The organism is Microbulbifer donghaiensis (assembly GCF_900129095.1).
GTDB lineage: Bacteria > Pseudomonadota > Gammaproteobacteria > Pseudomonadales > Cellvibrionaceae > Microbulbifer > Microbulbifer donghaiensis.
Genome location: NZ_FQVA01000001.1, coordinates 1,270,849 through 1,292,821 on the forward strand (window position 1 = coordinate 1,270,849; position 21,973 = coordinate 1,292,821).

The window sequence follows — 21,973 nt, forward strand, 5'->3', positions numbered from 1 at the left end:
AACCGGGCCGCTCGAAAATTTGATAACACCCTATCTCTAGAGAACAGACATGACTGAATTTACTCTCAAACATCGCAACGACACCGGCAACACCCAGCCGCTCAAGCGCTGGGGCATCGACTCCGAATACGGCGTGCTCACCGACCTGCTCGTGGGCCCGATCGACCACTATACGTGGCAGACCGGCAATGCCGCCGCACGCCGCTCCCTGCGCCTGGGTCGCCAGTTCGACGCCGATGTGGCGCGCCGCCAACACCAGGAGATGCTCGATGCCTACCGCGAGGCCGGCGTCACCACACACCTGCTGCCGGCGGACTCGCACCTGCCCTATCAGCTGTACGCCCGCGACTCCAGCGTAATGACCCCTTGGGGCCCGATTGTCACGCAGATGTACAGCCCCTGGCGCCGCGGCGAATGGGTCGATGTAGTGAAAACCTACCAACAGCTGGATATTCCGATCTACGACATCATCACTGCCGGCAGCCTCGAAGGCGGCGACTTTATGGTGCTGGAACCCGGCGTGATCCTGTGTGGCTATACCGGCGAGCGCACCTCGCCCGAGGGCTTCGCGCAGATGAAACAGTGGATCGAGGCCGAGGGCTGGGAGGTGAAGGGCTACCAGTTCGATCCCTACTTCCTGCACCTGGACGTGCTCGTGGCCGCGCTGGCCGAGAAACTGGTGGCGGTGTGCGTCGATGCGGTAGAACCGGAGCTGGTGCAGTGGTTCAAATCGCGCAACTTCGAGATCATCGACATCTCCTACCCGCAGGTCATGGAGCTGGGCGTCAACGTCGTGGCCCTCGGTGACGAGCGGGTGATGCTGCCTTCCGACAACAAAGAGCTGAAAGAGAAATGCCTGGCCCACGGCCTCAAGGTGATCGATCCGGACATCTCCATGATCACCGCCGGTGGCGGCGGCGTGCACTGCATGTGCCAGCCGCTGGCCCGTCAGGCCGTTTAACGGTCGCCGACAAAGCCTGCTCCGCCGCCGGTAGAACCCCGCGGCGGAGCCGGATAGCCTTCTATTTCTGTTCGAGACTCCAGTTGTACAGAGCCTTCTTGTTGACCCCGGTAATCTCCGCCGCCAGCGCCGCGGCCCGCTTTGGCGGCAGTTCGGCCAGCAGCAGCTTCATGACCCGCTCGGCCTCACTGTCCAGCTCCGCGCCCTGCCTGCGCTCGGCACCCCGCACCAGCAGTACTATCTCGCCGCGCTGCTGATTGCTGTCGGCGCGCACCCATTCGGCGAGTTCCGCGAGCGGCGCCAGGTGGAAGGTTTCGAATGCCTTGCTGATCTCCCGCGCGATCACCGCCTCGCGTTCAGCGCCGAAGATCTCCGCCATCGCCGCCAGGGTATCCGCCACCCGGTGTGGAGCCTCATAGAACACCATGGTGCGGGTATCGGCGGCCAGTTCCTGCAGAGCCTTCTCCCTGGCTCCCGGTTTGGCCGGAAGGAAGCCCTCGAAACTGAAACGATCGCTGGGCAGGCCCGCCGCGCAAAGCGCGGCGACGAAGGCACAGGCACCGGGAATCGGCACCACCTGGATACCACGGGTGCGGGCCTCGCGCACGAGCCGGTAGCCGGGATCCGAAATCAGCGGCGTGCCCGCGTCTGAGATAAGCGCGACCGTCTGCCCCTGTTCCAGTCTCTGCAGGATCTGTTCGGTACGCTTGTCGTCCGAGTGGTCATGGTACGCCATCAGCGGCGTATCGATGTTGAAGTGGGAGAAAAGCCTCTGACTGTGACGTGTGTCTTCCGCCGCAACCAGATCGGCGCATTGTAGAACTTCGACAGCTCGCGGTACCATATCGGCCAAATTACCAATTGGCGTAGCGACGATATAAAGCAGCGCCTGATCCGGCCCCATAGTTCACGACCCCTTATTGCATATAAGAGTTAAATATTGCGGGAGAAGAATATGTACGCCTCTTCCCGGCGCGTATACCCAATCATCGCCAGAGTGGCAGCAAGCGCGCTGACCCTGGCACTGGCAGCCTGTCAGACACCGGCCCAGAAACCCGGAGTCCAGCTACCGGTGACGGATAGCGCTTCCGGCCCGAGCCGCAGCGCTGCCGTGCAGCTGCTGCACACTGCTGAGACGCTGCCCGCACCGCAGCGGGACAAGCAGCGCCTGCAGGCAGCCGCCATTCTATACGAGCTGGGCGACAAGCAGACGGCCAAACAGGCCGTGGTCACTATTTCGCCCGAGCAGCTGGATGACACCCTCTACGCCCAGTACGCGCGGGTCTATGGCGGCCTACTCGCTGCGGATGACGAATTTTTCCGGGCCCTCGACCTGGCCACCGCGCCGCGCCTGGATCACGTGTGGACCCAGCTGCCCAGGGAAACCGCCCTGCCGCTGCGCGACCTGCGCGCCGATCTCTGGGGTCTGTTAGGCGACCTGGACAGCGCCATCGCCGAGCGCCGGCAGATCGCCGACCTGGCGCAGACTGAAGAGGCCATCGCCGACAACAACGACGGTTTCTGGCAACTGCTGACCCAGCTGCCTTCCAGCGAACTGCAAACCCGCGCGGCCGAGAGCGTCGACCGGCAGATGCGCGGATGGTACCAGCTGGCCCTGCTCGGCCGCGACACCCAGGCCGATATCAGTTCGCAGCTCACCGCCTTGAGCCGCTGGCGCCAGCAGTGGCCCGGCCATAGCGCCAGTATCCATCCCCCGCAGGCGCTGCAACTGCTGGAACAGCTCGCCTCCCGGCGCGCCGAGCGCATCGCGCTGCTGTTGCCGCTGACTGGCCCGCTGGGCAGCGCCGGCCGCGCCATTCGCGACGGCTTTATGGCCGCCCACTACACCGCCCTGAACGCCGGCGCGCCGACACCGACGGTGATGGTTTACGACACCGGTACCGCGCAGCCATTTGAAGAAATCTATCAGAGCGCGGTCGATGCCGGCGCCCAGGCCATCGTCGGCCCGCTCGACAAGGGCAAGGTGGCCAATCTGCTCGCCACGGAAAAGCTCCCGGTTCCGACCCTGGCGCTAAATTACGGCGACGAAGGCCGCCTGACGGGCGACCTGGTGCAGTTCGGCCTGGCCATCGAGGACGAAGCGCGCCAGGTCGCGCAGCACGCCTACCGTCAGGGACACCGCCAGGCGATGATTCTGGCCGCCGACGCCAGCTGGGGCCAGCGCGGCGCCGAAGCCTTCCAGGAGGAATGGCAGCGCCTGGGTGGCAGCGTCAGCATCAGCAGAAGCTTCCGTGACAGCAGCAAGTTCTCCCAGTTGATCAGCGATGCGCTGTTGATCCCGGACAGCAAGTCCCGCGAGGCCGCTCTGCGCCGCCGGCTCGCCGCGCCGCTGGAGTTTACCCCGCGCCGCCGCGGCGACGTGGACATGCTGTTCCTGGTCGCACAGCCGCAGCAGGCGCGGCAGATCAACCCGATGCTGACCTTCTATTACGCCAACGACCTGCCGGTGTATGCCACCTCGCATGTATTCGATGGCAATATCGATCCGAACCGCGACCGGGACATCAACGGTATCCGTTTTACCGCGCTGCCGTGGCTGTTCGAGAATGACAATCTGACCAAGCGAAATATTGAACAACAGGCGTCGCCGGCGCCGGCCTTTGCGCGTCTCTACGCGCTGGGTGCCGACGCCTTCCGGCTCTACCCGCGAATCCCGATGCTGCGCCAGTTTCCGCAACAGCGGGTGCACGGCCTGACTGGCGCCCTGAGCCTGAGCGCGGACGGCCGCATCGTGCGCGAACAGATCTGGGCGCGCATCGACAAGGGCAAGCCGGTACCTGTCACCACCGTGGTGGAGCCGGTATTGCCGTCGCCTGAAAGCCTGGAATTGTCCGGGAACAGTGAAGCTTTTTAAGCGCACTACCGACAGCGTCGGCGCAAGGATGGAAGAGGCCGCAGCGCGCTATCTGCAAGCCGCCGGCCTCACGCTGATCGAGCGCAATTATCACAGCCGCCGTGGTGAGATAGACTTGATCGCCCGCGACGGCGACACGGTGGTATTTGCGGAAGTGCGCTATCGCCGAAGTGACCGCTACGGCACTGCCAGCGCCACCGTCGACGGTCGCAAACAGCAGAAATTGCTCGCCACGGCGTACAGCTACTTGCAGCACAAGAAACTGGATTGCCCCTGCCGATTCGATGTCATCGCGATTGACGGCGCAAGGGATGGCGAAGGACAAAAAATCCAGTGGATTAAAAATGCCTTCGGAGCCTAGGGCAAATTAATCACTACTGCCTTGCTAGAAAAAGGGTGAGCCTGGCGCTTACCCGTATAAGGAAACAATGGAACAGCGAGTTGTAACCCTATTCCACCACAGTCTGGAAGCCACCATGAATGCCGGCGAAGTGCTGGCTCCACTGATCGCCGAAGCCAGCGAAATGGTGGTGCACACGCTGCTGGCGGAAAATAAGCTGCTGTTGTGCGGCAATGGCGTCAGCGGCGCACTGGCGCAGAGTTTCAGTGCGCAACTGGTCGGCGGTTTCCAGCGCGAACGCCCGGGGTTGCCCGCTATTGCCTTGAACAGCGATGGCGTTTCCATCGGTACTATTGCCCGCAATCACGGCCGCGCCGAGTCCTTTGCGCGCCCTGTGCGCGCACTGGGCCAGCCCGGCGACCTGCTGGTTATCATCAGCAATGACGGCCGCGACTCCAACCTGGTGCAAGCCATGCGCGCTGCGCGCGATCGCGATATGGGTATCCTCGCACTGACCGGCGGCGACGGCGGCGACTGCGCTGCGCTGCTGGATACCCACGATATTGAACTGCGTGTGCCTTCCGAGGTCGCAGCTGAGGTACATCAGGTACACCTGCTAACAATCTTCTGCCTGTGCGACTTGATCGACAGCAGCCTGTTCGGTGGTTACGAGGACTGAACCATGAAAAAAAACCTGATCGCGCTCAAAAAGCGTTTCTTTATCGCCCTGGCGATGACAACTGCACTGGCCGGCTGCACCACCGTGCTGGAAGCCACCCATGACGGCCCCATCCAGCAGGATCCCGGCAAGCGCTCCCTGGGCACCTATATGGATGACCAGAAAATCGAGACCGTCACCACGGTCAATATCAACAAGGCGCATCCGGACCTGAAAGCGGCCAATATCAATGTGAACGCCTTCAACGGCGTTGTGCTGCTCACCGGCCAGGTAGGCAACAACGATCTGCGCCTGCTGGCCGGTCGCACCGCGCAGCAGGTGAAGTATGTGCGCCAGGTGTACAACGAGATCCAGGTGCGCGGCAATGTCTCCTTCCTCGCCACCAGCAGCGATGCCTGGCTGACCACCAAGGTAAAGAGCAACTTACTGGCGAACAAGGAGATAGACAGCAGCCGTATCAAGGTGGTCACCGAAAACGGTGTGGTCTACCTGATGGGATTGCTGACCCGCGCAGAGGCGGAGCGGGCTGCCGATGTGACCCGCAGCATCGGTGGGGTGCAGAAGGTGGTCAAGGCGGTGGAATACGTCGACTGACCTGAATGCGGAATGCGGAATGCGGAATGCGGAATGCGGAATGCGGAATGCGGAATGCGGAATGCGGAACAGGATGTGAGACTTAGGTACTGACTGTCAAATCCTTGTTTCGGGAGCACGGGCGCGGCCCCTGCTCCCGCCGGCTTCCGCGACGTCAAACCGCGTATTCCGCATTCATCATTCCGCTTTCCGCATTTAATCAGACCCGCTCGATTGCTACCGCCGTGGCCTCGCCGCCGCCGATGCACAGGCTGGCGATGCCCTTCTTCGCATCGCGTTTTTCCAGCGCCGCCAGCAGGGTTACCAGAATACGCGCACCGCTCGCACCCAGCGGGTGGCCGAGGGCGCAGGCACCGCCGTTGACGTTGACCTTGTCGTGCGGCAGATTCAGTTCGCGCATCGCGGACATGGTCACCACAGCAAACGCTTCATTGATCTCGAACAGGTCGACGTCCTCGGCAGACCAGCCGGTGTTTTCAAACAGCTTGTGCATGGCGCCTACCGGTGCGGTGGTGAACCACTCCGGCTCCTGGGCGAATTGCGTCTGGCCGCGCAGCACCGCCAGCACTTTCAGGCCGCGCTTGTTGGCCTCGCTCTCGCGCATCAGCACCAGTGCCGCAGCGCCATCGGAAATGGAGCTGGCGTTGGCGGCGGTGACGGTGCCGTCCTTGCGGAAGGCGGGTTTCAGTTGCGGAATCTTGTCCGGACGGGCAGCGCCGGGGCCCTCGTCGACGCTGACTTCCACATCGCCGCGGCGGGAGGCGACAGTCACCGGCGTGATCTCGCGCTCGAAAGCACCGCTCTCGATGGCCGCCTGGGCGCGCGCCAGGGATTCCAGCGCAAAGGCGTCCTGCTCTTCGCGGGTAAAGCTGTATTTGTCGGCGGTGCACTCGGCGAAGGTACCCATCAGCTTGCCGTCATAGGCGTTTTCCAGGCCGTCGAGGAACATGTGGTCCTTGACCTCGCCATGGCCCAGACGCAGGCCGCTGCGAACCTTCGGCAGCACGTATGGCGCGTTGCTCATGCTCTCCATACCGCCGGCGACGATCACCTTGCCCTCGCCGAGCAGCAGCGCATCGCGCGCCATCATCACGGTCTTCATGCCAGAACCGCACACCTTGTTAACCGTGGTGCACGGAGTGCCCTCCGGGATACCGGCACCGATCGACGCCTGGCGCGCCGGCGCCTGGCCGACACCGGCCGGCAGTACGCAGCCCATCAGTACTTCATCGACATCCGCGGGGGCTACGCCCGCATCCTCGAGGGCCGCGCGGATAGCCGCGGCGCCCAGTTCCGGCGCGCTCAGGGCAGACAGGCTGCCCTGCATGGCACCCATTGGCGTACGGGCCATACCTACAATCACTACCGGGTCGGAAGTTACGTCACTCATACTGGCTGCTCCCAAAATCTGTGCCGGCGCTATTGCCGGGATTCTTTATTTCGCGGCGCATTATACCCGAAGCAGGGGCCGGCGCCGCCATAGGCCCTTGGCATGATTTGGGAACTGGACTCTGAAAGTGATACTGAGGCCCGACGCGAAGGGGCTGATGCCTGGGAGCTTTTGCGGGACTGTCTGCGAGAGGGACCTCGCAGACAAGCCTACAGGGACGTATTCACGGCGTGTCCCGCAAAAGGTCCCCGGTAGCAGCGCCGCACCGCGCCTGTTTAGAACCGGGGGCACTACTCATGTGCTCCACTGCCACCGTGTTACTATCGGCGCCAGTCAATTCACAACAACGGCGAGAAGTAATATGGAAATCTCAAGCATCGTCTGGCTGGTGGCCATTGCCGCACTTTTATTCTACGTAGTCGGCATATACAACAAACTGGTTTCACTGAAGAACCGCTATGAAAACGCCTTTGCGCAGATCGAAGTGCAGCTGAAACGCCGCTACGACCTGATCCCCAACCTGGTGGAGACCGCCAAAGGCTACCTGAAACACGAGCGCGAAACGCTGGAAGCGGTGATCAGCGCGCGCAACACCGCCCTCGCCGGCCTCAAGGCCGCCGCTGCCAATCCGGGCAGTGCCGGCGCCATCGCCGACCTCGGCCACGCCGAAGGGGCACTGGCCAATGCCCTCGGCCGCCTAAATGTGGTGATGGAGGCCTACCCGGACCTGAAGGCCAACCAGAACATGATGCAGCTGAACGAGGAGCTGACCAGCACCGAGAACAAGGTCGCCTTCTCCCGCCAGGCGTTCAACGACGCGGTGATGTCCTACAACATCTACAAGCAGAGCTTCCCGCCGGTATTTTTCGCCGGTTTCTTCGGCCACCGCAACGACGGCAGACTGCTGGAATTCGCCGATTCCGAAGCCATTCAGGCCGCACCCCGCGTCGAGTTCTAACCGATGAACTTCTTCGAGTACCAGGACAGGGCCAGGCGCAACACGGGCCTGCTGGTGGGCCTGTTTGGACTGGCGGTCGCGCTGCTGATCGGTATCACCACGCTGCTCGCCGCGGCACTGGTGGCCTACTCCCGGGGCCAGGCGTTCTCACTGGCCAATGTCGACCAGTTGCTCGGCTGGGACACCGTCGCCACGATTGCGCTGACCATCGCCGCGGTCATCACGCTGGGCAGTCTGTACAAGCTGCGCCAGCTGGCCGCCGGCGGCCGCGCGGTGGCGGAGTCCCTCGGCGGGCGCAAGATCAATATCGCCCCACACGGCGATGCCGAACAGCGCGCGCTGAATGTGGTCGAGGAGATGGCCATCGCCTCGGGCACGCCGGTGCCCGATGTGTACCTGATCGAGGACGACGCGATCAATGCGTTCGCCGCCGGTTACAAGCCGACGGACGCGGTCATCGGCCTGACCCGCGGCTGTATCGAGAGACTCAACCGCGATGAACTGCAGGGCGTCGTGGCACACGAGTTCAGCCATATTTTTAACGGTGACATGCGCCTGAACATTCGTATCGTCGGCCTGCTGAACGGCATCCTGATCATCGGCCTGCTCGGCTACTGGCTGCTGCGCGGCAGCCACTTCAGTAGCGGCCGCGACAACCGCGGCCGCGCCGCCCTGTTCGGTATCGGCGCCGGTCTGATGGTGATCGGCTACACCGGCACCTTCTTCGGCAACCTGATCAAGTCCGCCGTCAGCCGCCAGCGCGAATTTCTCGCCGATGCCTCGGCGGTGCAGTTCACCCGCAACAATACCGGCATCGCCGGCGCGCTGAAGAAGATCGGCGGCTACAGCGCCGGCTCACAGCTTGCATCCGGCAACGCGGCGGAATTCAGCCACATGTATTTCGCCAGCGGGCTGAAGAAATCCTTCGCCAACCTGTTCTCGACCCACCCGCCACTGGCAGAGCGCATTGCCCGCCTGGACCCGCAGTGGAACGGCCACTTTGGCCGCACCGACAGCGAGCCCGCTGGCATCTCGGTAAGCGCGCAACAGGACGCGCAGGTAATGGGCATTGCCGCAACCGGCACCAACGCACAGGCGGCAACGCCCTACCAGCAGGTGCTCGACGCCGTCGACAACAGCATCGGCAACCCCAGTGAGCAGCAGATGAATTACGGCCGGGCGCTGCTGCAATCGGTACCGGCTGCGCTGCAGCAAGCCGCCCACGACCCTTTCGCCGCGCGCGCGCTGGTCTATTACCTGCTGCTGCACAAGGACGAAGACGAGCGCCACGCGCAGCGCGAGCTGCTGCAACAGATCGCCCATCCGGCAGTGGTGCGGGAAATAGAGAAACTGGAACCGCAGTTACAGAGCCTGCCCAGCAGCGCGCGCCTGGCGCTGCTGGATCTCTGCGTACCGGCACTGAAGGCACTGGTGCCGCAGCAGTACCAGGTCTTCAAGCGCAACCTGATCAAGCTGCTGCGCAGTGATGGCAAGGTGGAACTGTGGGAGTGGGCCCTGTACCGGGTGCTGATGCACGCACTCGAAGGCACTCCCGACCACCAGCGCCTCTCGCCCAAAAAAGGTGCCGAGAAGGATGCCGCGCGCTTTATCCTGGCCGCGGTCGCCCACGCCGGTAACAGCGAATACCTACCGGCCAAACGCGCCTACGAGAGCGGCCTCAAGGCACTGCAACTGGGGATTACGCCCCTGCCCACGGCGACAGATATCAACCTGCAGCGGCTGGATAAGGCCATCGCCATCGCCAGCACCATCAAGCCACTGCAGAAGCCGGCGCTGCTGAAGGCCATGGCGGCAACCATGAACCACGACGGCGTTATCGAGGCCGAGGAAATAGAGCTGCTGCGCGCGATTGCCGACAGTCTCGACTGCCCGATGCCGCCACTGCTGGTTGGGGCGCCCTCACACAGCGCAGGCGCCACTCGCACCGACCAAGTGCTTACCTCATAAGCCCTACCGAACGAATCACACTCACCCAAGCCCGGCCTTCGCCGGGCTTCAAACTGTTGATAAACCCCGTATTCCGTTCTGAGCTGGTGCGGTGGCGGCCAAGCACTAGGACGAGTATTTCGAAACGCTGTGAATACATCCCTGTAAGCTCCGGCGGCGACTTCCTGTCGCCGACGGTTCGAAATCCTCGTCCTAGCACTTCGCCTTAAATTTTTACCGCATTACTTTGTCAGCAACCTGAAGCCCGGCCTTTGCCGGGCTTTTTTTGTCGCAGCCACCAGGCTGCCCAGTGCGACACAACAGCAAAAGTGAATGATTTGTCATTTTTATAAAAAATAAAATACATATAAATCAATAACTTACAATTCCATTAAATTCTATGTTTGACTTTGATCAACTTAAAATCTTATTGTTTGAATAACCGAATAAAACTTCGGTTTAGCAGTGCAGTTGTAATAAATCTAAGAATCACGACCACTAGAGAGGGCCAAAACCATGCGGGCCATCGAATTTTCCAGGGCAGTACTGAGCGTGGCGGTCGCTACAGCATTAATCGGTGACGCCCACGCGAACGAAATCGAAGAAGTCACCGTAACGGCACAGAAGCGCGCCGAGAGCGCACAGGATGTCCCCATCGCTATATCCGCCTTTAGCGGCGATCAGCTGGATTCCCTCGGGACCGCCAACCTGCAGGAACTGACCGAACACATTGCCGGCGCCGAGCTATTCGACGACCGCGGCGCCGGCCAGCCCACCTGGGTAATCCGCGGCGTCGGCCTGGCGGACTTCAACTCTAACAACACCCCCACCGCCGCGATTTACTACGACGAGCAGTACCTTTCCTCCAATGTGCTCGGCGGCATCGGCATGTTCGATATCGAACGGGTGGAAGTATTGAAAGGCCCGCAAGGCGGCCTCTACGGTCGCAACACCAGCGGTGGTGCCGTGCGCGTTGTTTCGGCGCGCCCGGAGCTGGAAGGTGATTTCAACGCCTCGGTGACAACTTCTTACGGCAGCTGGGGCAAGTCTACGCTGGAAGCGGCGGCCGGCGGCTCGCTGGGCGCGTCCAGCGCCTTCCGCATTGCGGCGATGACCGACCAGGGCGGCGGCTGGCAGGACAGTCTCGCGACCCCAGGGGATGACGAACATGGCGACCGCGACTTTTCCGCGGTGCGCGCGCAGCTGCTGTTCGCTCCCACCGACCAGCTGGAAGTACTGCTGAAACTGGAGGGCGGCCGCGACGATTCAGAGACCAGCCTCGGCCTGGCGCGGGCGCTCTACGATCCGGAAACCGGTGACTTCTGCCAGTCTGCATGGCAGGGCCGCGCCGACTCGAATCAGTGCGCCACGCTCGCCAACCTGACCAACGCCTGGATACTGTCGCCGGGCAATCCAGGGCTGCTGCCATCGCAGCAGGAGCGCGACGGCAGTGCGGTGTTGTCCAACCCGATCAATGCGCTGGACAACGCCTGGAGCGGCTTTAACGGCCAGCTCAACTGGGATCTCGGCTTCGCCACCTTTACCTCGATCAGCGCCTTCCTGGAGTACGAAAACAACCAGATCTTCGACTTTGACGGCCAGCCACTGCGCCTGCTGCACGAAGATGGCCGCGCCGACCTGGAGTCCTGGTCGCAGGAGTTTCGCCTGGTCTCCAACAGCCAGGGCAACAGTACCTGGTTACTCGGTGCCACCTATGCCGAAGACACCATCGACGAGTTTCGGATCGCCGACCTGAGCGACAACTGGCTGGTATTCCCCGGCACCACCGAGCGGGGCTTTGCCCAGGAAAGTAAATCCTGGGCAGTCTACGGCCAGTGGGAGCAATCCTTTGCCGAAAACTGGCGCTTCAGCAGCTCGCTGCGCTACACCGCCGAGGACCGCGCCCTGCGCGACGCCTACCACTACGACAGGATCGGCGAGTTTGCCTACATAGCCGGCGTCGACAAGGACTACGAACTCACCGCCAACTGGTCCGGGCATGTCGGCGTCGACTGGCAGCCCAGCGACAACGCGCTGATCTACGCCAAGGCCACCAAAGGCTTCAAATCCGGCGGCTTCTTTGGCGGCTTTGCCTTTACTGCCGACGAGCTGGAGAGTTATAGCGAGGAAACCGTCTGGTCCTACGAGATGGGCTTCAAGAGCGATTGGAGAGAGCGCAGCCTGCGCCTGAACGGCGCCGTCTTCTACTACGACTACCGCGATGTACAGGGCTTCACCCAGGCCTACAGCGAAACCATCGGCGGGCCGATCACTCGCCTCGGCAACCTCGGCGACGCCGAACACTTGGGCGCGGAACTGGAAGTAGTCTGGCTGCCGCAGAGTGTCGACGGCCTGAGTCTGCAACTCGGCACGGCCTGGCTGGACGCCACCATCACCGACTCTGACACCATCGCCCTGGATCCAGCCGGACGGCCCAGCTCCATCGACGGCATGCCGCGCAATTTCGCCCCCGAGTGGAGCACGTCGGCCCAGGCGCGCTACGAGTTTGCGCTTAACGCGGACCTGCTGGCGGCCCTGCAGCTGAACTACAGCTGGCGCGACGCCCTCTCCGCGCGGGAGAACTTCAATAGCGATCTCGACTTCGCCGCCTACGGCTACGAGGGCTACCAGGTCGTCAATGCGCGCCTGTCGCTGCTGCCGAGCGACGACCGCTGGGAGGTGGCGCTGGTCGGCAAGAACCTGACCGACGAAGTCTATTTCGCCTCCGTTACCGGCGACGACGTGGGCAGCTACCTGGAAATCCCCACACGCCCGCTTAGCTGGGCCATAGAAGCCAGCTACCGCTGGCAGTAAGGAGTCACCATGCAACAGAAACTGATCGCCGGCCTGTTGGCCGGCATCTGCAGCGGCCTGCTTGGCGGCGCCGTCTTTGCCGCGGAACCGGCGGACACGGTGTTGCTGGATGGCAAGATCTACACAGCAAATGACAAGCGCGACATAGTGCAGGCGCTCGCGGTGCGCGACGACAGCCTGGTCTTCGCCGGCAGCAGCGAGGAGGCCAAAAAGTGGATAGGCCCGAACACCCGGGTTGTCGATCTGGACAACAAAATGGTGCTGCCGGGACTGCACGACACCCACGTTCACCCGGCGGGGATCATTCGCTACGACGGCTGCAATCTCCACAGCGAGGCGAAGTCCCTGCCGCAGCTGTCCGAGTTCGTCAAAGAATGCGTGGAGCGCTTCGCGCCGAAAGACGGTGAATGGCTGGCGGTGCGCCAGTGGAATTTCAGTGACAACAACCTGCCGGGCGGTGATATTCGCTCGCTGCGCCAGGCACTGGACGCCGCTTCGCGACGCGTTCCCATCGTGCTGCTGGGCAACGACGGCCACCACAATGCCACCAACAGCGCGGGACTTGCCCGCGCCGCCACGCGCGACGGGCGCACCCTCGGGCTATCCGCAAAAACCCTGCAGTCCGCTTTCGCCGAGCTGCAGCCGTTTGTCGGTGTCGACGAACGCGGTGAACCCAACGGCGCCATCAATGAGCATGTGATCGAGGTCCTCGGTGGTCCCTGGATTCTCACCGCGGACCTGCCCCTCTACATCAAGCACGTCGACCAGATTCCGGAGCGCTTGAACAGCCTGGGCATCACCTCGATTCAGGACGCAGCGGTGGCACCGGACCTGCTGCCGCTCTACGACGAACTGTCCAAATTGCCCTCGGTGCCCCTGCGCATCAGGCTGGCACAGCTGTTGAAACCGGAGCACTACCGGCAAGAAAACGGCGCGGTGGATTTCGAGGCGCTGTTCGAGGACGCGCGCGCGACGCGGGACAAATACCGGGCCCTGCCGAACGTCAAGGCGGATACCCTCAAGTTCTTCGTCGACGGCGTGCTGGAGGGCAACCCGCTGGCCTCCCCGCCTACCCTGCCCAACGCCGCCATGCTGCACGACTACCGACAACCGATGTTCCAGCTGGATGGTGACGAAGTAAAACTCAGCAGCTACGTGGACCTGGACTCGGCGGCCTGTCGCCAGGCCCGCGCCGAACGCGAGCAATCGGCCGACGGCCAAGGTGTTGAGGCATTTCTCCAGCAACACGGTTTCCACCCGGCCCAGTGCCAGCGGACCAACGGCGCACTGATGGCCAGCGCAGCGGTAGTACAGGAGTTTGCCCGGCGCGCGGACAAAGACGGCTTCGCGCTGCACTTCCACGCGATCGGTGACAGGGCCGTGCACACCGCGGTGGACGCGATAGGCGCGGTTTCCGACGGCAAAGGCCCGGTCAATCGGCACAGCATCACGCATATGCAGCTGATCTCGGACGAGGACATTGCGCGCATCGCCAAGCTGAAAATCCCGGCGTCTTTCACCTTCGCCTGGGCGGTGGTAAATCCGCCCTACGACATGACCGTGATTCCGTTTGTCGAGCAGCTCGACTCGCAGGAGGACATCTACCGCGAAGACAGCTACTACTACCGCAACTTCTATCCCGCAGCCTCTATTCTGCAGGCCGGCGGTATCGTCACCGCAGGTTCGGATGCACCGGTGGACTCCGATGATCCGCGCCCCTTCCTCAATATGCAGCGGGCAGTTACCCGCGATGCCGGGGCCGGTGCTTTCAACCCGGCGCAGGGACTGTCGATCCTCGATGCCATCGACGCCTATACCATCAACGGCGCGCGCATGCTGAACCAGGACGACATCACCGGATCCCTCGAAGTGGGCAAGAAGGCCGACTTTATCGTCCTCGACCAGGACATAGTGGCGCTTGCAGAAAAAGGCCGCGCCGAGCGTATTGGCGAAACGCGGGTTCTGCAGACCTGGTTCGACGGCGCCCCCGTCTACGCCGCAAAACAATAACAACGTCCTGTCAGGAGTGAATCATGATGCATACAAGAATCCGCACCAGGGTTAAAACCCTCGCGCGGGCAATCAGCTGTTTCGGGCTGGTCTGTGCGACGACCGCCTGCGGCCAGGACACACTTTCTGTACCGAAAACCGCAGCCGAGCTGGGATTGATGCAGGGCAGCCCGCCGCCCGCGGACAAACGCGTCGACCAGAGCAATTTTATGCAGGCGCCGTACAACCGCTGGGCTCTGCAACATATGCGCGAGCTGGTACCAACCCGCGAGGTCGGCCGCGGCACAGGTGCAGTTGTGGCACTGGAAGACAAGCGCATCGACCTGGACAACTTCGAGGTCCCGCTGACCGGCGGTAAACGGCTGACCGTATCCCGCTGGCTCGACGAATCCTACACTGACGGATTCCTGGTTCTGCACAAAGGCAAGCTGGTGTACGAGCGCTACTTCAATGGTCAGACGCCGTCCACCCACCACCAGATGTTTTCCGCTACCAAATCCCTGACCGCCACCATGCTGCTGATACTGGCCGACGAGGGGAAAGTGGACCTGGATGCGCCGGTGACCCGCTACCTGCCGGAGCTCGCGACCAGTGCCTTTGGCGATGCCAGCGTGCAACAGGTACTGGATATGACCACGGGGCTTCAATACAGCGAGGCCTACACCGACGAGAACGCGGATATCTGGAAGTACGGTTATCTGTTCGGCATCGGCAAAATTCCCGATGGCTACAGCGGGCCACTGACTCTCGACGAATACCTGGCCGGCCTGCAGAAGCGCGACGAGCACGGTGAGGCGTTTCACTACGCGACGCCGAACACCGACGTGCTCGGCTGGATAGTACGCCGTGTCAGCGGCCGCGATCTGGCGCAATTCTTCGCCGATCACATCTGGTCGAAGCTCGGCGCCGAGCACAGCGCTTTCTTTTGGCTGGATCGCACCGCCGTCGAATTTGCCGGCGGCGGCCTCAATATGACCCTGCGCGACGGGGGGCGACTCGGGCAGATGCTTCTGCAACAAGGCCGTTACAACGGCCACCAGATAGTACCCGCTTCGGTGGCAAAGCGCGTGCTCCAGGCGGGTGATCCGGCCCCCTTCAACCGCCTCTACCAGGACCCCTGGTACGAGCAGATTGGCTACGCCTATCACGACCAGTGGTGGACCTTTAACAACCCGCACAAGTCGGTCAGCGCCATCGGTGTGCAGGGTCAGTTTATCTACATTGATCCCGTGGCCGAGGTGGTCATCGTGAAGCAGTCGTCGCACCCGGAAGCCGAGAGCGAAACCAACGAAGTGGATGGGCCGCAGATAATGCACGCGATTGCAGAAAGCCTGATGGCAGGAGACAGGCGCGCAAACGGATGATCGCTGCGGGTACAGGGACGTACCCTGCCGGTCCCACAAATAATTGGCAGCGAGCCAACACGATATCCGAGTTGAAAAACCCTCTGAGGACTGTTTGAATTCGGCGCACGCAAGCAAAGATACGCCACACAATGAGCGCAGAAGTCAACGGCCGGAAGCAGCCGCAACAGGAGAGAGCGCGCCGGCGCAGACAGCAGATACTGGATACCAGTATCGAGATATTGCAGCAGGATGGGCTGGAGAAGCTCAACACCGCCTCCATCAGCGAGAAGCTGGGCATATCCGTCGGCTCGCTGTATCGCTATTTCCCCAACAAGCAGGCCATTCTCTATACCCTCGCCGAGCAGTGGCTGGGTGCCAACCGCGCGTCACTGGAAGAAATCGCACGCTGGCCCCTGGAAGCCATGGAACCCAAAGAATTTATCGAGCGGTTTCTGCAAAAGATGGCTGATGTCTACCGGGCACAGAGGGGCCTGACCCTTCTGCTGCAAACGATTATGGAGGTTCCCGAACTCAGGGAACTGGACGAGGAACACGACCGCTTTGTCGTGCAGTTACTGGCACGCATGTTAAAGCGGCTTCACGTGGGTAGCTCGCGGACAGAGCGAATACGCCTCAGTGAGCTGCTGCTCAACCAGGGGCATTTCGGCCTAACCCTGCTGGTCACCCTGGGGCCGCGCCTCGGCAGTCGCACGCTGGAAGATCTGCAGGCAATGCAGATCGCCCTGCTGCAAAAGCATCGTCAAGATAACCGGACGTGACGCATATAGAGAATTTTTTCTGATCACTGTGTAACAGCCACTAGTGCTGGTACACGGGCCCTACTCCCATACTCCACAGAATCACCGAACCAATCAGCACAGTCACCATCATTACCAGCGCGACGGTAACCACCGCGCAGGCATACAGGAAAGCGCGATCCTTGTTCATGTTCATCAGGATCGGAATACCTTCAAACATCAAATAGATGGAATAGGCACCGGCCAGCCCGATGACGGCGACGGTCAGCCACAGGTGCGGGTAGAGAACGACGATACTGGCGAGAAAAATCGGCGTGGTCACGAATACCGCCAGCGCCGTACCCTCGTAGTGCCGCGTCGGCTCGTCACCTTCGACGCCGTAGGACTTCGCCATCCAATTAATAAACTCACCCAGTAGGTAGACGCCGATCAGCATCGCAAAGTAGGTCACTACCGCCAGTACTCCGGCGCTGGCGGGTGTCAATTTGGTCAGATGGCCACCCAGCTCAAACCCGAAGCGGGTCACGCCGATGTAGCCGGCGACACAAGGGATAAGAGCCAGAAACGGCACATGACTCAGAAATACCTGCACAAAGGAATGGCGGTCGGCGCGGATTGCCTTCCACTCCCGGTCAGGATTGGTGAAGATACCGATGGTATGGCTTAGTAGTCGCACGCTTTAGCTCCCTTCACTGCTCTGCTTAGCAGTATCGGGGCCTAAGGCCCGATTAACCAATGCAAATCAGAAATAAGGCGCCATTTTTAACATCTACTGATATAGATCAGTTGCGGATGCAGGCTCGATTGCGGCCGCCGTACTGCGCCCGGCATAGGGCGTGATCGTTAACTTCAGGCACCCCTGCCGGCGATTTAAACGCATCCCAACTGCTGGCCGCGCCGACACTGCCTGCCGTTTATGGCATTGCGCAGCCACTGCAGATGAGGATGTATAGAAAAGCGGAAGGTGAAATTCGCCGCAGATCATTCGGCGCAGACGTGTCGCCCGAAGGGCACAGCCCTCAGATCGACAGCGCATTGTGGGGCCGGCCCTGGTTCCGACCCCATATAGTGACACTAGCCAGCGGTTACTTGACCACACGCAGCGCCGGCTTCTTCGCCGACTTTCTGCCGAGGCTGGTGGGGGGCGTCGGTTCCGGCGGCTCTGGCGTTTCCTCCGCCTCGAAGACCATGCCCTGACCGTTTTCGCGCGCGTAGATGCCGACAACGGCACCCACCGGTACCTGGATATCGGTGGGGACGCCGCCAAAACGCGCGTTGAACCTGATCGCATAGTTATCCATGGTCAGGCCCGCTACCGCAGTCTCGGAGATATTCAGGACAATCTGCCCATCGTCATTGACGTGTTGTTGCGGCACCAGCACGCCGGGCAGGTGAGTATCCACGAGGATATAGGGAGTGCACCGGTTGTCGGTAATCCACTCGTAAAACGCCCGCAATATATACGGACGATTCGATGTCATGGCCGGTTTACTCACCTATTTTTCTCCTGGCCCAAGGCCGTATTTCTCCTGGCTCAAGGCTGTTTCTGCCCTAGCTCAAGGCTGTATCTGCCCTGCCTCAAGACGGTAACTCCCCCGCCTCGAGGCTGCCCTCGTCAGGGACCTCTCAGCGCATTTCCCGTTCGTACTCGGTCAGGCTCTGCTGGAAGGCTTCGCGGCTAAACAGGCGATCCATATAATCCAGTAACGGCTTGGCCTGTTTGGTTTTTGGCAGGCTGATCTCGAACTGCTCCAGGCGCCACAACAGCGGAGCCATGCAGCAATCCACCAGAGAGAACTCTTCGTTGAAGAAGTACGGCAGGTCGGTAAACATCGGGGCAATGCCAACCAGGCTGTCGCGGAGATCTTTGCGTGCCGCGGCGGCGTCTTTGCCCCCGGCGAGGATCTTGTCTACCAGCGGACACCAGTCGCGCTCGATACGGTACATGATCTGGCGGCTCTGGGCACGCGCCACCGGGTATACAGGCAGCAGCGGCGGGTGCGGGAAACGCTCGTCCAGGTACTCCATCATTACCTTGGTTTCGAACAGCACCAGTTCGCGATCCACCAGGGTGGGCAGCGAGTTGTAGGGGTTGAGGTCAGCCAACTCTGCGGGCATATCGTCCGGATCTACGTCGATGATATCGACCGAGACGCCTTTCTCTGCGAGCACAATGCGCACTCGGTGGCTGTAATGACTGCGACCATCGGAAAAGAAGGTCATGGAGGAGCGCTTGTTGGTCGGCACACCCATGTTCTAACTACCTCAAACTAGTTGGTCGGCGACTGCGCCAACCATCGATCCAAAAATATAAAAAGGGTGGCGGAGCAACCCCACCACCCAGCAAAGAGAAAGCTGCGCCAGCTTTAGTGCTGCACGTCTTTCCAGTATTCGCGGTTCAGCAGCCAGGCGAAAACGAAGAACACCAGAATAAACGCCAATACATAGAAGCCGATACGCTTGCGCTCTTCCGCCATCGGCTCGGCGATATATTCCATGAAATTCACCAGATCGTACATCGCCTGGTCGAACTCTTCTTCATTCATCGAGCCCTTGACGCTACCTACTTTCAGGCTGCCACAGTCGGCATCCATAATCGGATTGCCGAGTTCGTCCCGTACGATATGGCCGTGTTCGCGTTTCGGTCCCGGCGCACACTCCGGCAGGCCCTGCAGTTCCAGCAGCACGTGAGGCATTGCCACACTGGGGAAGACCTTGTTGTTTACGCCGGTCGCGCGACTGTCATCCTTGTAGAAACTGCGCAGATAAGTGTAGAGCCATTCCGGAGAGCGGGAACGAGCAACCAAGGTCAGGTCCGGCGGCGCGGCGCCGAACCATACTTTGGAGTCGTCCGGGCGCATGGAAATTTCCATCAGGTCGCCGATCTTGCCGTCGCCCAGCACCAGGTTCTCCATCATCAGCTCGTTGGGGATGTCCAGGTCAGTCGCCACCCGCTCCCAGCGGGAGAAGTTGGCACTGTGGCAGCCCATACAGTAGTTGACGAAATACTTGGCGCCGCGCTGCAGGGACGGCTTGTCCTGCAGGTCGATATTGATGTGGTCCAGCTCCACCTCTACCTCGGCACCGACCGCCTTGATCGGCAGGAACGCCAGCAGCGCCACCACGATCAGGCCACCGAACAGCACCCCAAAGGTCTTGCCACCGGACGGGCTGGTTACCCGCTCGGGTTCCGGATGCACCTCGTCGCGCACGGTCAGCCACGGCAGCGCGGCGAAAAACGCCGTCAGCAGCAGGGCCGCAATACCGACAAACAGGCTCGCCTTGAAGTTGGTAACCGCCATCCACAGGAACATGATGGCGAAGACTCCGCTCACAACCCAGGATGCCAGGCCCTTGCGCTCCTTAGGATTGCTCCAGATCGGCATGGTCACGAAGAAGGCAAAGTAGAACAGGGTTGCCACCTGGGCCAGGAAGTTACGGCCCGGGGTCGGGGACTTGACGCCCAGGTAACCCAGAATGATAAACACCGCCGCAAATACCAGTAGCAGAGCCTTCGGCAGCCAGCCTTTGTAGCGGATCGAGCGCACCGGGCTCTTGTCCAGCCACGGCAGCACGAACAGGATCGCGATCGCCGCACCCATGGCCACCAGGCCGAGGAATTTGGCGGTCAGCGGACCAATATCGATGGTCACCGCACGCAGGATCGCGTAGAAGGGGGTGAAGTACCACACCGGCGCGATATGCGGCGGGGTCTTCAGCGGATTGGCCTCTTCGAAATTGGCGTGCTCGAGGAAGAAGCCGCCCATTTCCGGGAAGAAGAACACCACCACGCAGAAGATGAACAGGAATACGGCCACGCCGACCAGGTCGTGCACCGTGTAATAGGGATGGAAAGGTACGCCGTCTCTGGGGATACCGTTCTCGTCCTTGTTCTTCTTGATCTCGATGCCGTCGGGGTTGTTGGAGCCCACTTCGTGCAGCGCAAGGATGTGCAGAACTACCAGCAGTACCAGTACCAGCGGCAGCGCGATCACATGCAGGGAGAAGAAGCGGGTCAGGGTAATACCGGAGATCAGGTAGTCACCGCGAATCCACTGCACCAGGTCTTCACCGATGCCCGGAATGGCCCCGAACAGGGATACGATCACCTGGGCGCCCCAGTAGGACATCTGTCCCCAGGGGAGCACGTAGCCCATAAAGGCCTCGGCCATCAGCACCAGGTAGATACACATACCGAAGATCCACACCAGTTCGCGCGGCGGCTTATAGGAGCCGTACATCAGGCCGCGGAACATATGCAGGTAGACCACCACGAAGAAGGCGGACGCACCGGTGGAATGCAGGTAGCGGATCAGCCAGCCCCAGTCGACATCACGCATGATGTACTCGACAGAAGCAAAAGCGCCCTCGGCGGAGGGGTTAAAGCTCATTACCAGCCAGATACCGGTGAGCAGCTGGTTGACGAGAACCAGCATCGACAGCACGCCGAAGAAGTACCACAGGTTGAAGTTCTTGGGCGCGTAGTACTTGCCCATGTGCTTGTCCCAGGCCTGATAGATCGGCAGGCGCTGATCGACCCAGTCACCGAATGCTGTTAGCCACTTCATGCGCTGCCCTCCTGATCCACGCCGATCACAATTACGTCGTCACCCTCATAGGAATAGGGCGGTACGTCCAGGTTGGTGGGTGCGGGGACACCCTTATAGACACGGCCGGCCATGTCGTACTTGGAGCCGTGGCAGGGGCAGAAGAAGCCACCCATCCATTCGTCGCCGCCGAGATCGGTAGCGCCGACTTCCGGACGGTACATGGGCGCGCAACCCAGATGGGTGCAGAGACCGACCAGTACCAGTAATTGCGGGTTGATGGACCGGTTCTCGGGATTTACGTAGGGGGGCTGTATAGATTCTTCCGAATTGGGGTCGCGCAGCAGCGGCTCGATTTTGGTCAGATTTTCCAGCACCTGCTCGGTACGGCGCACGACATAGACCGGCTTGCCGCGCCACTCCACGGTGACCATCTGGCCCGGTTCGAGCTTGCTGATATTGTATTTGACCGGCGCGCCGGCGGCCTTCGCCTTGGCACTCGGATTCCAGGATGCGACGAAGGGCACGGCGACTCCCACCGCACCCGCGCCACCGACAACTGAGGTAGCGGCGGTCAGAAAGCGACGCCGTCCTACGTTTACACCGTCATCACTCATGACGTAGTTCTCCCATCACAGCGTCCCCAGAGTACCCAGAGACTGACTGGCCCAAACCCAAAAAAAATCTTGCCGCCGGCTCTGCCGGCAATACTTAAGAGTTCCGCCCGACGGACTGTCCGTGCGAATAAACCCCA

Annotated in this window: 18 protein-coding genes; 11 read left to right on the plus strand and 7 right to left on the minus strand. The window is 61.4% G+C overall.

Annotated features, from left to right (window positions below; genetic code table 11):
• Positions 1-49: 49 nt before the first annotated feature.
• Positions 50-961, plus strand: a complete 912-nt coding sequence (locus BUC36_RS05365; protein ID WP_073272451.1) for a dimethylarginine dimethylaminohydrolase family protein — start codon at positions 50-52, stop codon at positions 959-961.
• A gap of 61 nt (positions 962-1,022) precedes the next feature.
• Here the strand turns inward: BUC36_RS05365 and rsmI are convergent, their stop codons facing one another.
• Complete coding sequence (gene rsmI / locus BUC36_RS05370) at positions 1,023-1,865, minus strand: 16S rRNA (cytidine(1402)-2'-O)-methyltransferase (RefSeq protein ID WP_073272454.1); 843 nt, start codon at positions 1,863-1,865, stop codon at positions 1,023-1,025.
• Between the two features lie 51 nt (positions 1,866-1,916).
• Between rsmI and BUC36_RS05375 the strand changes: the two genes are divergently transcribed.
• The 4 genes from BUC36_RS05375 to BUC36_RS05390 all read left to right on the plus strand — a co-directional run bounded on the left by BUC36_RS05375 (position 1,917) and on the right by BUC36_RS05390 (position 5,449).
• A complete protein-coding gene (locus BUC36_RS05375) occupies positions 1,917-3,836 on the plus strand; it encodes a penicillin-binding protein activator (RefSeq protein WP_073272456.1) in 1,920 nt (639 codons plus the stop codon).
• A complete protein-coding gene (locus BUC36_RS05380; protein ID WP_073272458.1) occupies positions 3,823-4,197 on the plus strand; it encodes a YraN family protein in 375 nt (124 codons plus the stop codon). The genes BUC36_RS05375 and BUC36_RS05380 overlap by 14 nt, the downstream gene beginning before the upstream one ends.
• 67 nt (positions 4,198-4,264) lie before the next feature.
• Positions 4,265-4,855, plus strand: a complete 591-nt coding sequence (locus tag BUC36_RS05385; protein WP_073272460.1) for an SIS domain-containing protein — start codon at positions 4,265-4,267, stop codon at positions 4,853-4,855.
• A 3-nt stretch (positions 4,856-4,858) separates the two neighbouring features.
• Positions 4,859-5,449, plus strand: coding sequence for a BON domain-containing protein (locus BUC36_RS05390; protein ID WP_073272464.1), 591 nt, complete (start codon positions 4,859-4,861; stop codon positions 5,447-5,449).
• A gap of 199 nt (positions 5,450-5,648) precedes the next feature.
• Here the strand turns inward: BUC36_RS05390 and BUC36_RS05395 are convergent, their stop codons facing one another.
• Positions 5,649-6,839 carry an acetyl-CoA C-acyltransferase gene (locus BUC36_RS05395; protein WP_073272468.1) on the minus strand — a complete coding sequence of 397 codons (1,191 nt, stop codon included), beginning with the start codon at positions 6,837-6,839 and terminating at the stop codon, positions 5,649-5,651.
• Between the two features lie 361 nt (positions 6,840-7,200).
• On the opposite strand from BUC36_RS05395, the gene BUC36_RS05400 reads away from it, so the two are divergent.
• The 6 genes from BUC36_RS05400 (at position 7,201) to BUC36_RS05425 (ending at position 16,693) form a co-directional block, all read left to right on the plus strand.
• The gene (locus tag BUC36_RS05400; protein WP_073272472.1) at positions 7,201-7,797 is read left to right on the plus strand and encodes a LemA family protein; all 597 of its coding nucleotides are present in this window, start codon (positions 7,201-7,203) and stop codon (positions 7,795-7,797) included.
• 3 nt (positions 7,798-7,800) lie between these two features.
• A complete protein-coding gene (locus BUC36_RS05405) occupies positions 7,801-9,765 on the plus strand; it encodes a M48 family metallopeptidase (protein ID WP_073272475.1) in 1,965 nt (654 codons plus the stop codon).
• Positions 9,766-10,260: 495 nt separating this feature from the next.
• On the plus strand, positions 10,261-12,558 hold the full coding sequence (locus BUC36_RS05410; protein WP_073272477.1) for a TonB-dependent receptor: 2,298 nt from the start codon (positions 10,261-10,263) through the stop codon (positions 12,556-12,558).
• Positions 12,559-12,567: 9 nt separating this feature from the next.
• A complete protein-coding gene (locus tag BUC36_RS05415) occupies positions 12,568-14,568 on the plus strand; it encodes an amidohydrolase (RefSeq protein WP_073272479.1) in 2,001 nt (666 codons plus the stop codon).
• 23 nt (positions 14,569-14,591) lie between these two features.
• Complete coding sequence (locus BUC36_RS05420; protein ID WP_073272481.1) at positions 14,592-15,932, plus strand: serine hydrolase domain-containing protein; 1,341 nt, start codon at positions 14,592-14,594, stop codon at positions 15,930-15,932.
• Between the two features lie 131 nt (positions 15,933-16,063).
• On the plus strand, positions 16,064-16,693 hold the full coding sequence (locus BUC36_RS05425) for a TetR/AcrR family transcriptional regulator (protein WP_073272483.1): 630 nt from the start codon (positions 16,064-16,066) through the stop codon (positions 16,691-16,693).
• Between the two features lie 40 nt (positions 16,694-16,733).
• Here the strand turns inward: BUC36_RS05425 and BUC36_RS05430 are convergent, their stop codons facing one another.
• From BUC36_RS05430 to petA, 5 genes are all read right to left on the minus strand, one after another.
• Positions 16,734-17,348: a Yip1 family protein gene (locus BUC36_RS05430; RefSeq protein WP_073272485.1), complete on the minus strand. Its 615-nt coding sequence runs from the start codon at positions 17,346-17,348 to the stop codon at positions 16,734-16,736.
• A gap of 409 nt (positions 17,349-17,757) precedes the next feature.
• Positions 17,758-18,153, minus strand: coding sequence for a ClpXP protease specificity-enhancing factor (locus BUC36_RS05435; protein WP_073272487.1), 396 nt, complete (start codon positions 18,151-18,153; stop codon positions 17,758-17,760).
• A gap of 145 nt (positions 18,154-18,298) precedes the next feature.
• Positions 18,299-18,925, minus strand: coding sequence for a glutathione S-transferase N-terminal domain-containing protein (locus BUC36_RS05440; RefSeq protein WP_073272489.1), 627 nt, complete (start codon positions 18,923-18,925; stop codon positions 18,299-18,301).
• 113 nt (positions 18,926-19,038) lie between these two features.
• Positions 19,039-21,240, minus strand: a complete 2,202-nt coding sequence (locus BUC36_RS05445; protein WP_073272491.1) for a ubiquinol-cytochrome c reductase — start codon at positions 21,238-21,240, stop codon at positions 19,039-19,041.
• Entirely contained in the window at positions 21,237-21,836 is a 600-nt protein-coding gene (petA, locus tag BUC36_RS05450; protein ID WP_073272493.1) for a ubiquinol-cytochrome c reductase iron-sulfur subunit, read from the minus strand. Before petA ends, BUC36_RS05445 begins: the two co-directional genes overlap by 4 nt.
• Positions 21,837-21,973: the final 137 nt, after the last annotated feature.

Bases quoted from the DNA above. Each gene is read 5' to 3' on its own strand.
- petA (WP_073272493.1), bottom strand. From the start codon at position 21,836: ATGAGTGATGACGGTGTAAACGTAGGACGGCGTCGCTTTCTGACCGCC.
- BUC36_RS05420 (WP_073272481.1), top strand. From the start codon at position 14,592: ATGATGCATACAAGAATCCGCACCAGGGTTAAAACCCTCGCGCGGGCA.
- BUC36_RS05365 (WP_073272451.1), top strand. From the start codon at position 50: ATGACTGAATTTACTCTCAAACATCGCAACGACACCGGCAACACCCAG.
- BUC36_RS05405 (WP_073272475.1), top strand. From the start codon at position 7,801: ATGAACTTCTTCGAGTACCAGGACAGGGCCAGGCGCAACACGGGCCTG.
- BUC36_RS05445 (WP_073272491.1), bottom strand. From the start codon at position 21,240: ATGAAGTGGCTAACAGCATTCGGTGACTGGGTCGATCAGCGCCTGCCG.
- rsmI (WP_073272454.1), bottom strand. From the start codon at position 1,865: ATGGGGCCGGATCAGGCGCTGCTTTATATCGTCGCTACGCCAATTGGT.
- BUC36_RS05435 (WP_073272487.1), bottom strand. From the start codon at position 18,153: ATGACATCGAATCGTCCGTATATATTGCGGGCGTTTTACGAGTGGATT.
- BUC36_RS05375 (WP_073272456.1), top strand. From the start codon at position 1,917: ATGTACGCCTCTTCCCGGCGCGTATACCCAATCATCGCCAGAGTGGCA.
- BUC36_RS05400 (WP_073272472.1), top strand. From the start codon at position 7,201: ATGGAAATCTCAAGCATCGTCTGGCTGGTGGCCATTGCCGCACTTTTA.
- BUC36_RS05425 (WP_073272483.1), top strand. From the start codon at position 16,064: ATGAGCGCAGAAGTCAACGGCCGGAAGCAGCCGCAACAGGAGAGAGCG.
- BUC36_RS05385 (WP_073272460.1), top strand. From the start codon at position 4,265: ATGGAACAGCGAGTTGTAACCCTATTCCACCACAGTCTGGAAGCCACC.
- BUC36_RS05415 (WP_073272479.1), top strand. From the start codon at position 12,568: ATGCAACAGAAACTGATCGCCGGCCTGTTGGCCGGCATCTGCAGCGGC.
- BUC36_RS05390 (WP_073272464.1), top strand. From the start codon at position 4,859: ATGAAAAAAAACCTGATCGCGCTCAAAAAGCGTTTCTTTATCGCCCTG.
- BUC36_RS05395 (WP_073272468.1), bottom strand. From the start codon at position 6,839: ATGAGTGACGTAACTTCCGACCCGGTAGTGATTGTAGGTATGGCCCGT.
- BUC36_RS05410 (WP_073272477.1), top strand. From the start codon at position 10,261: ATGCGGGCCATCGAATTTTCCAGGGCAGTACTGAGCGTGGCGGTCGCT.
- BUC36_RS05440 (WP_073272489.1), bottom strand. From the start codon at position 18,925: ATGGGTGTGCCGACCAACAAGCGCTCCTCCATGACCTTCTTTTCCGAT.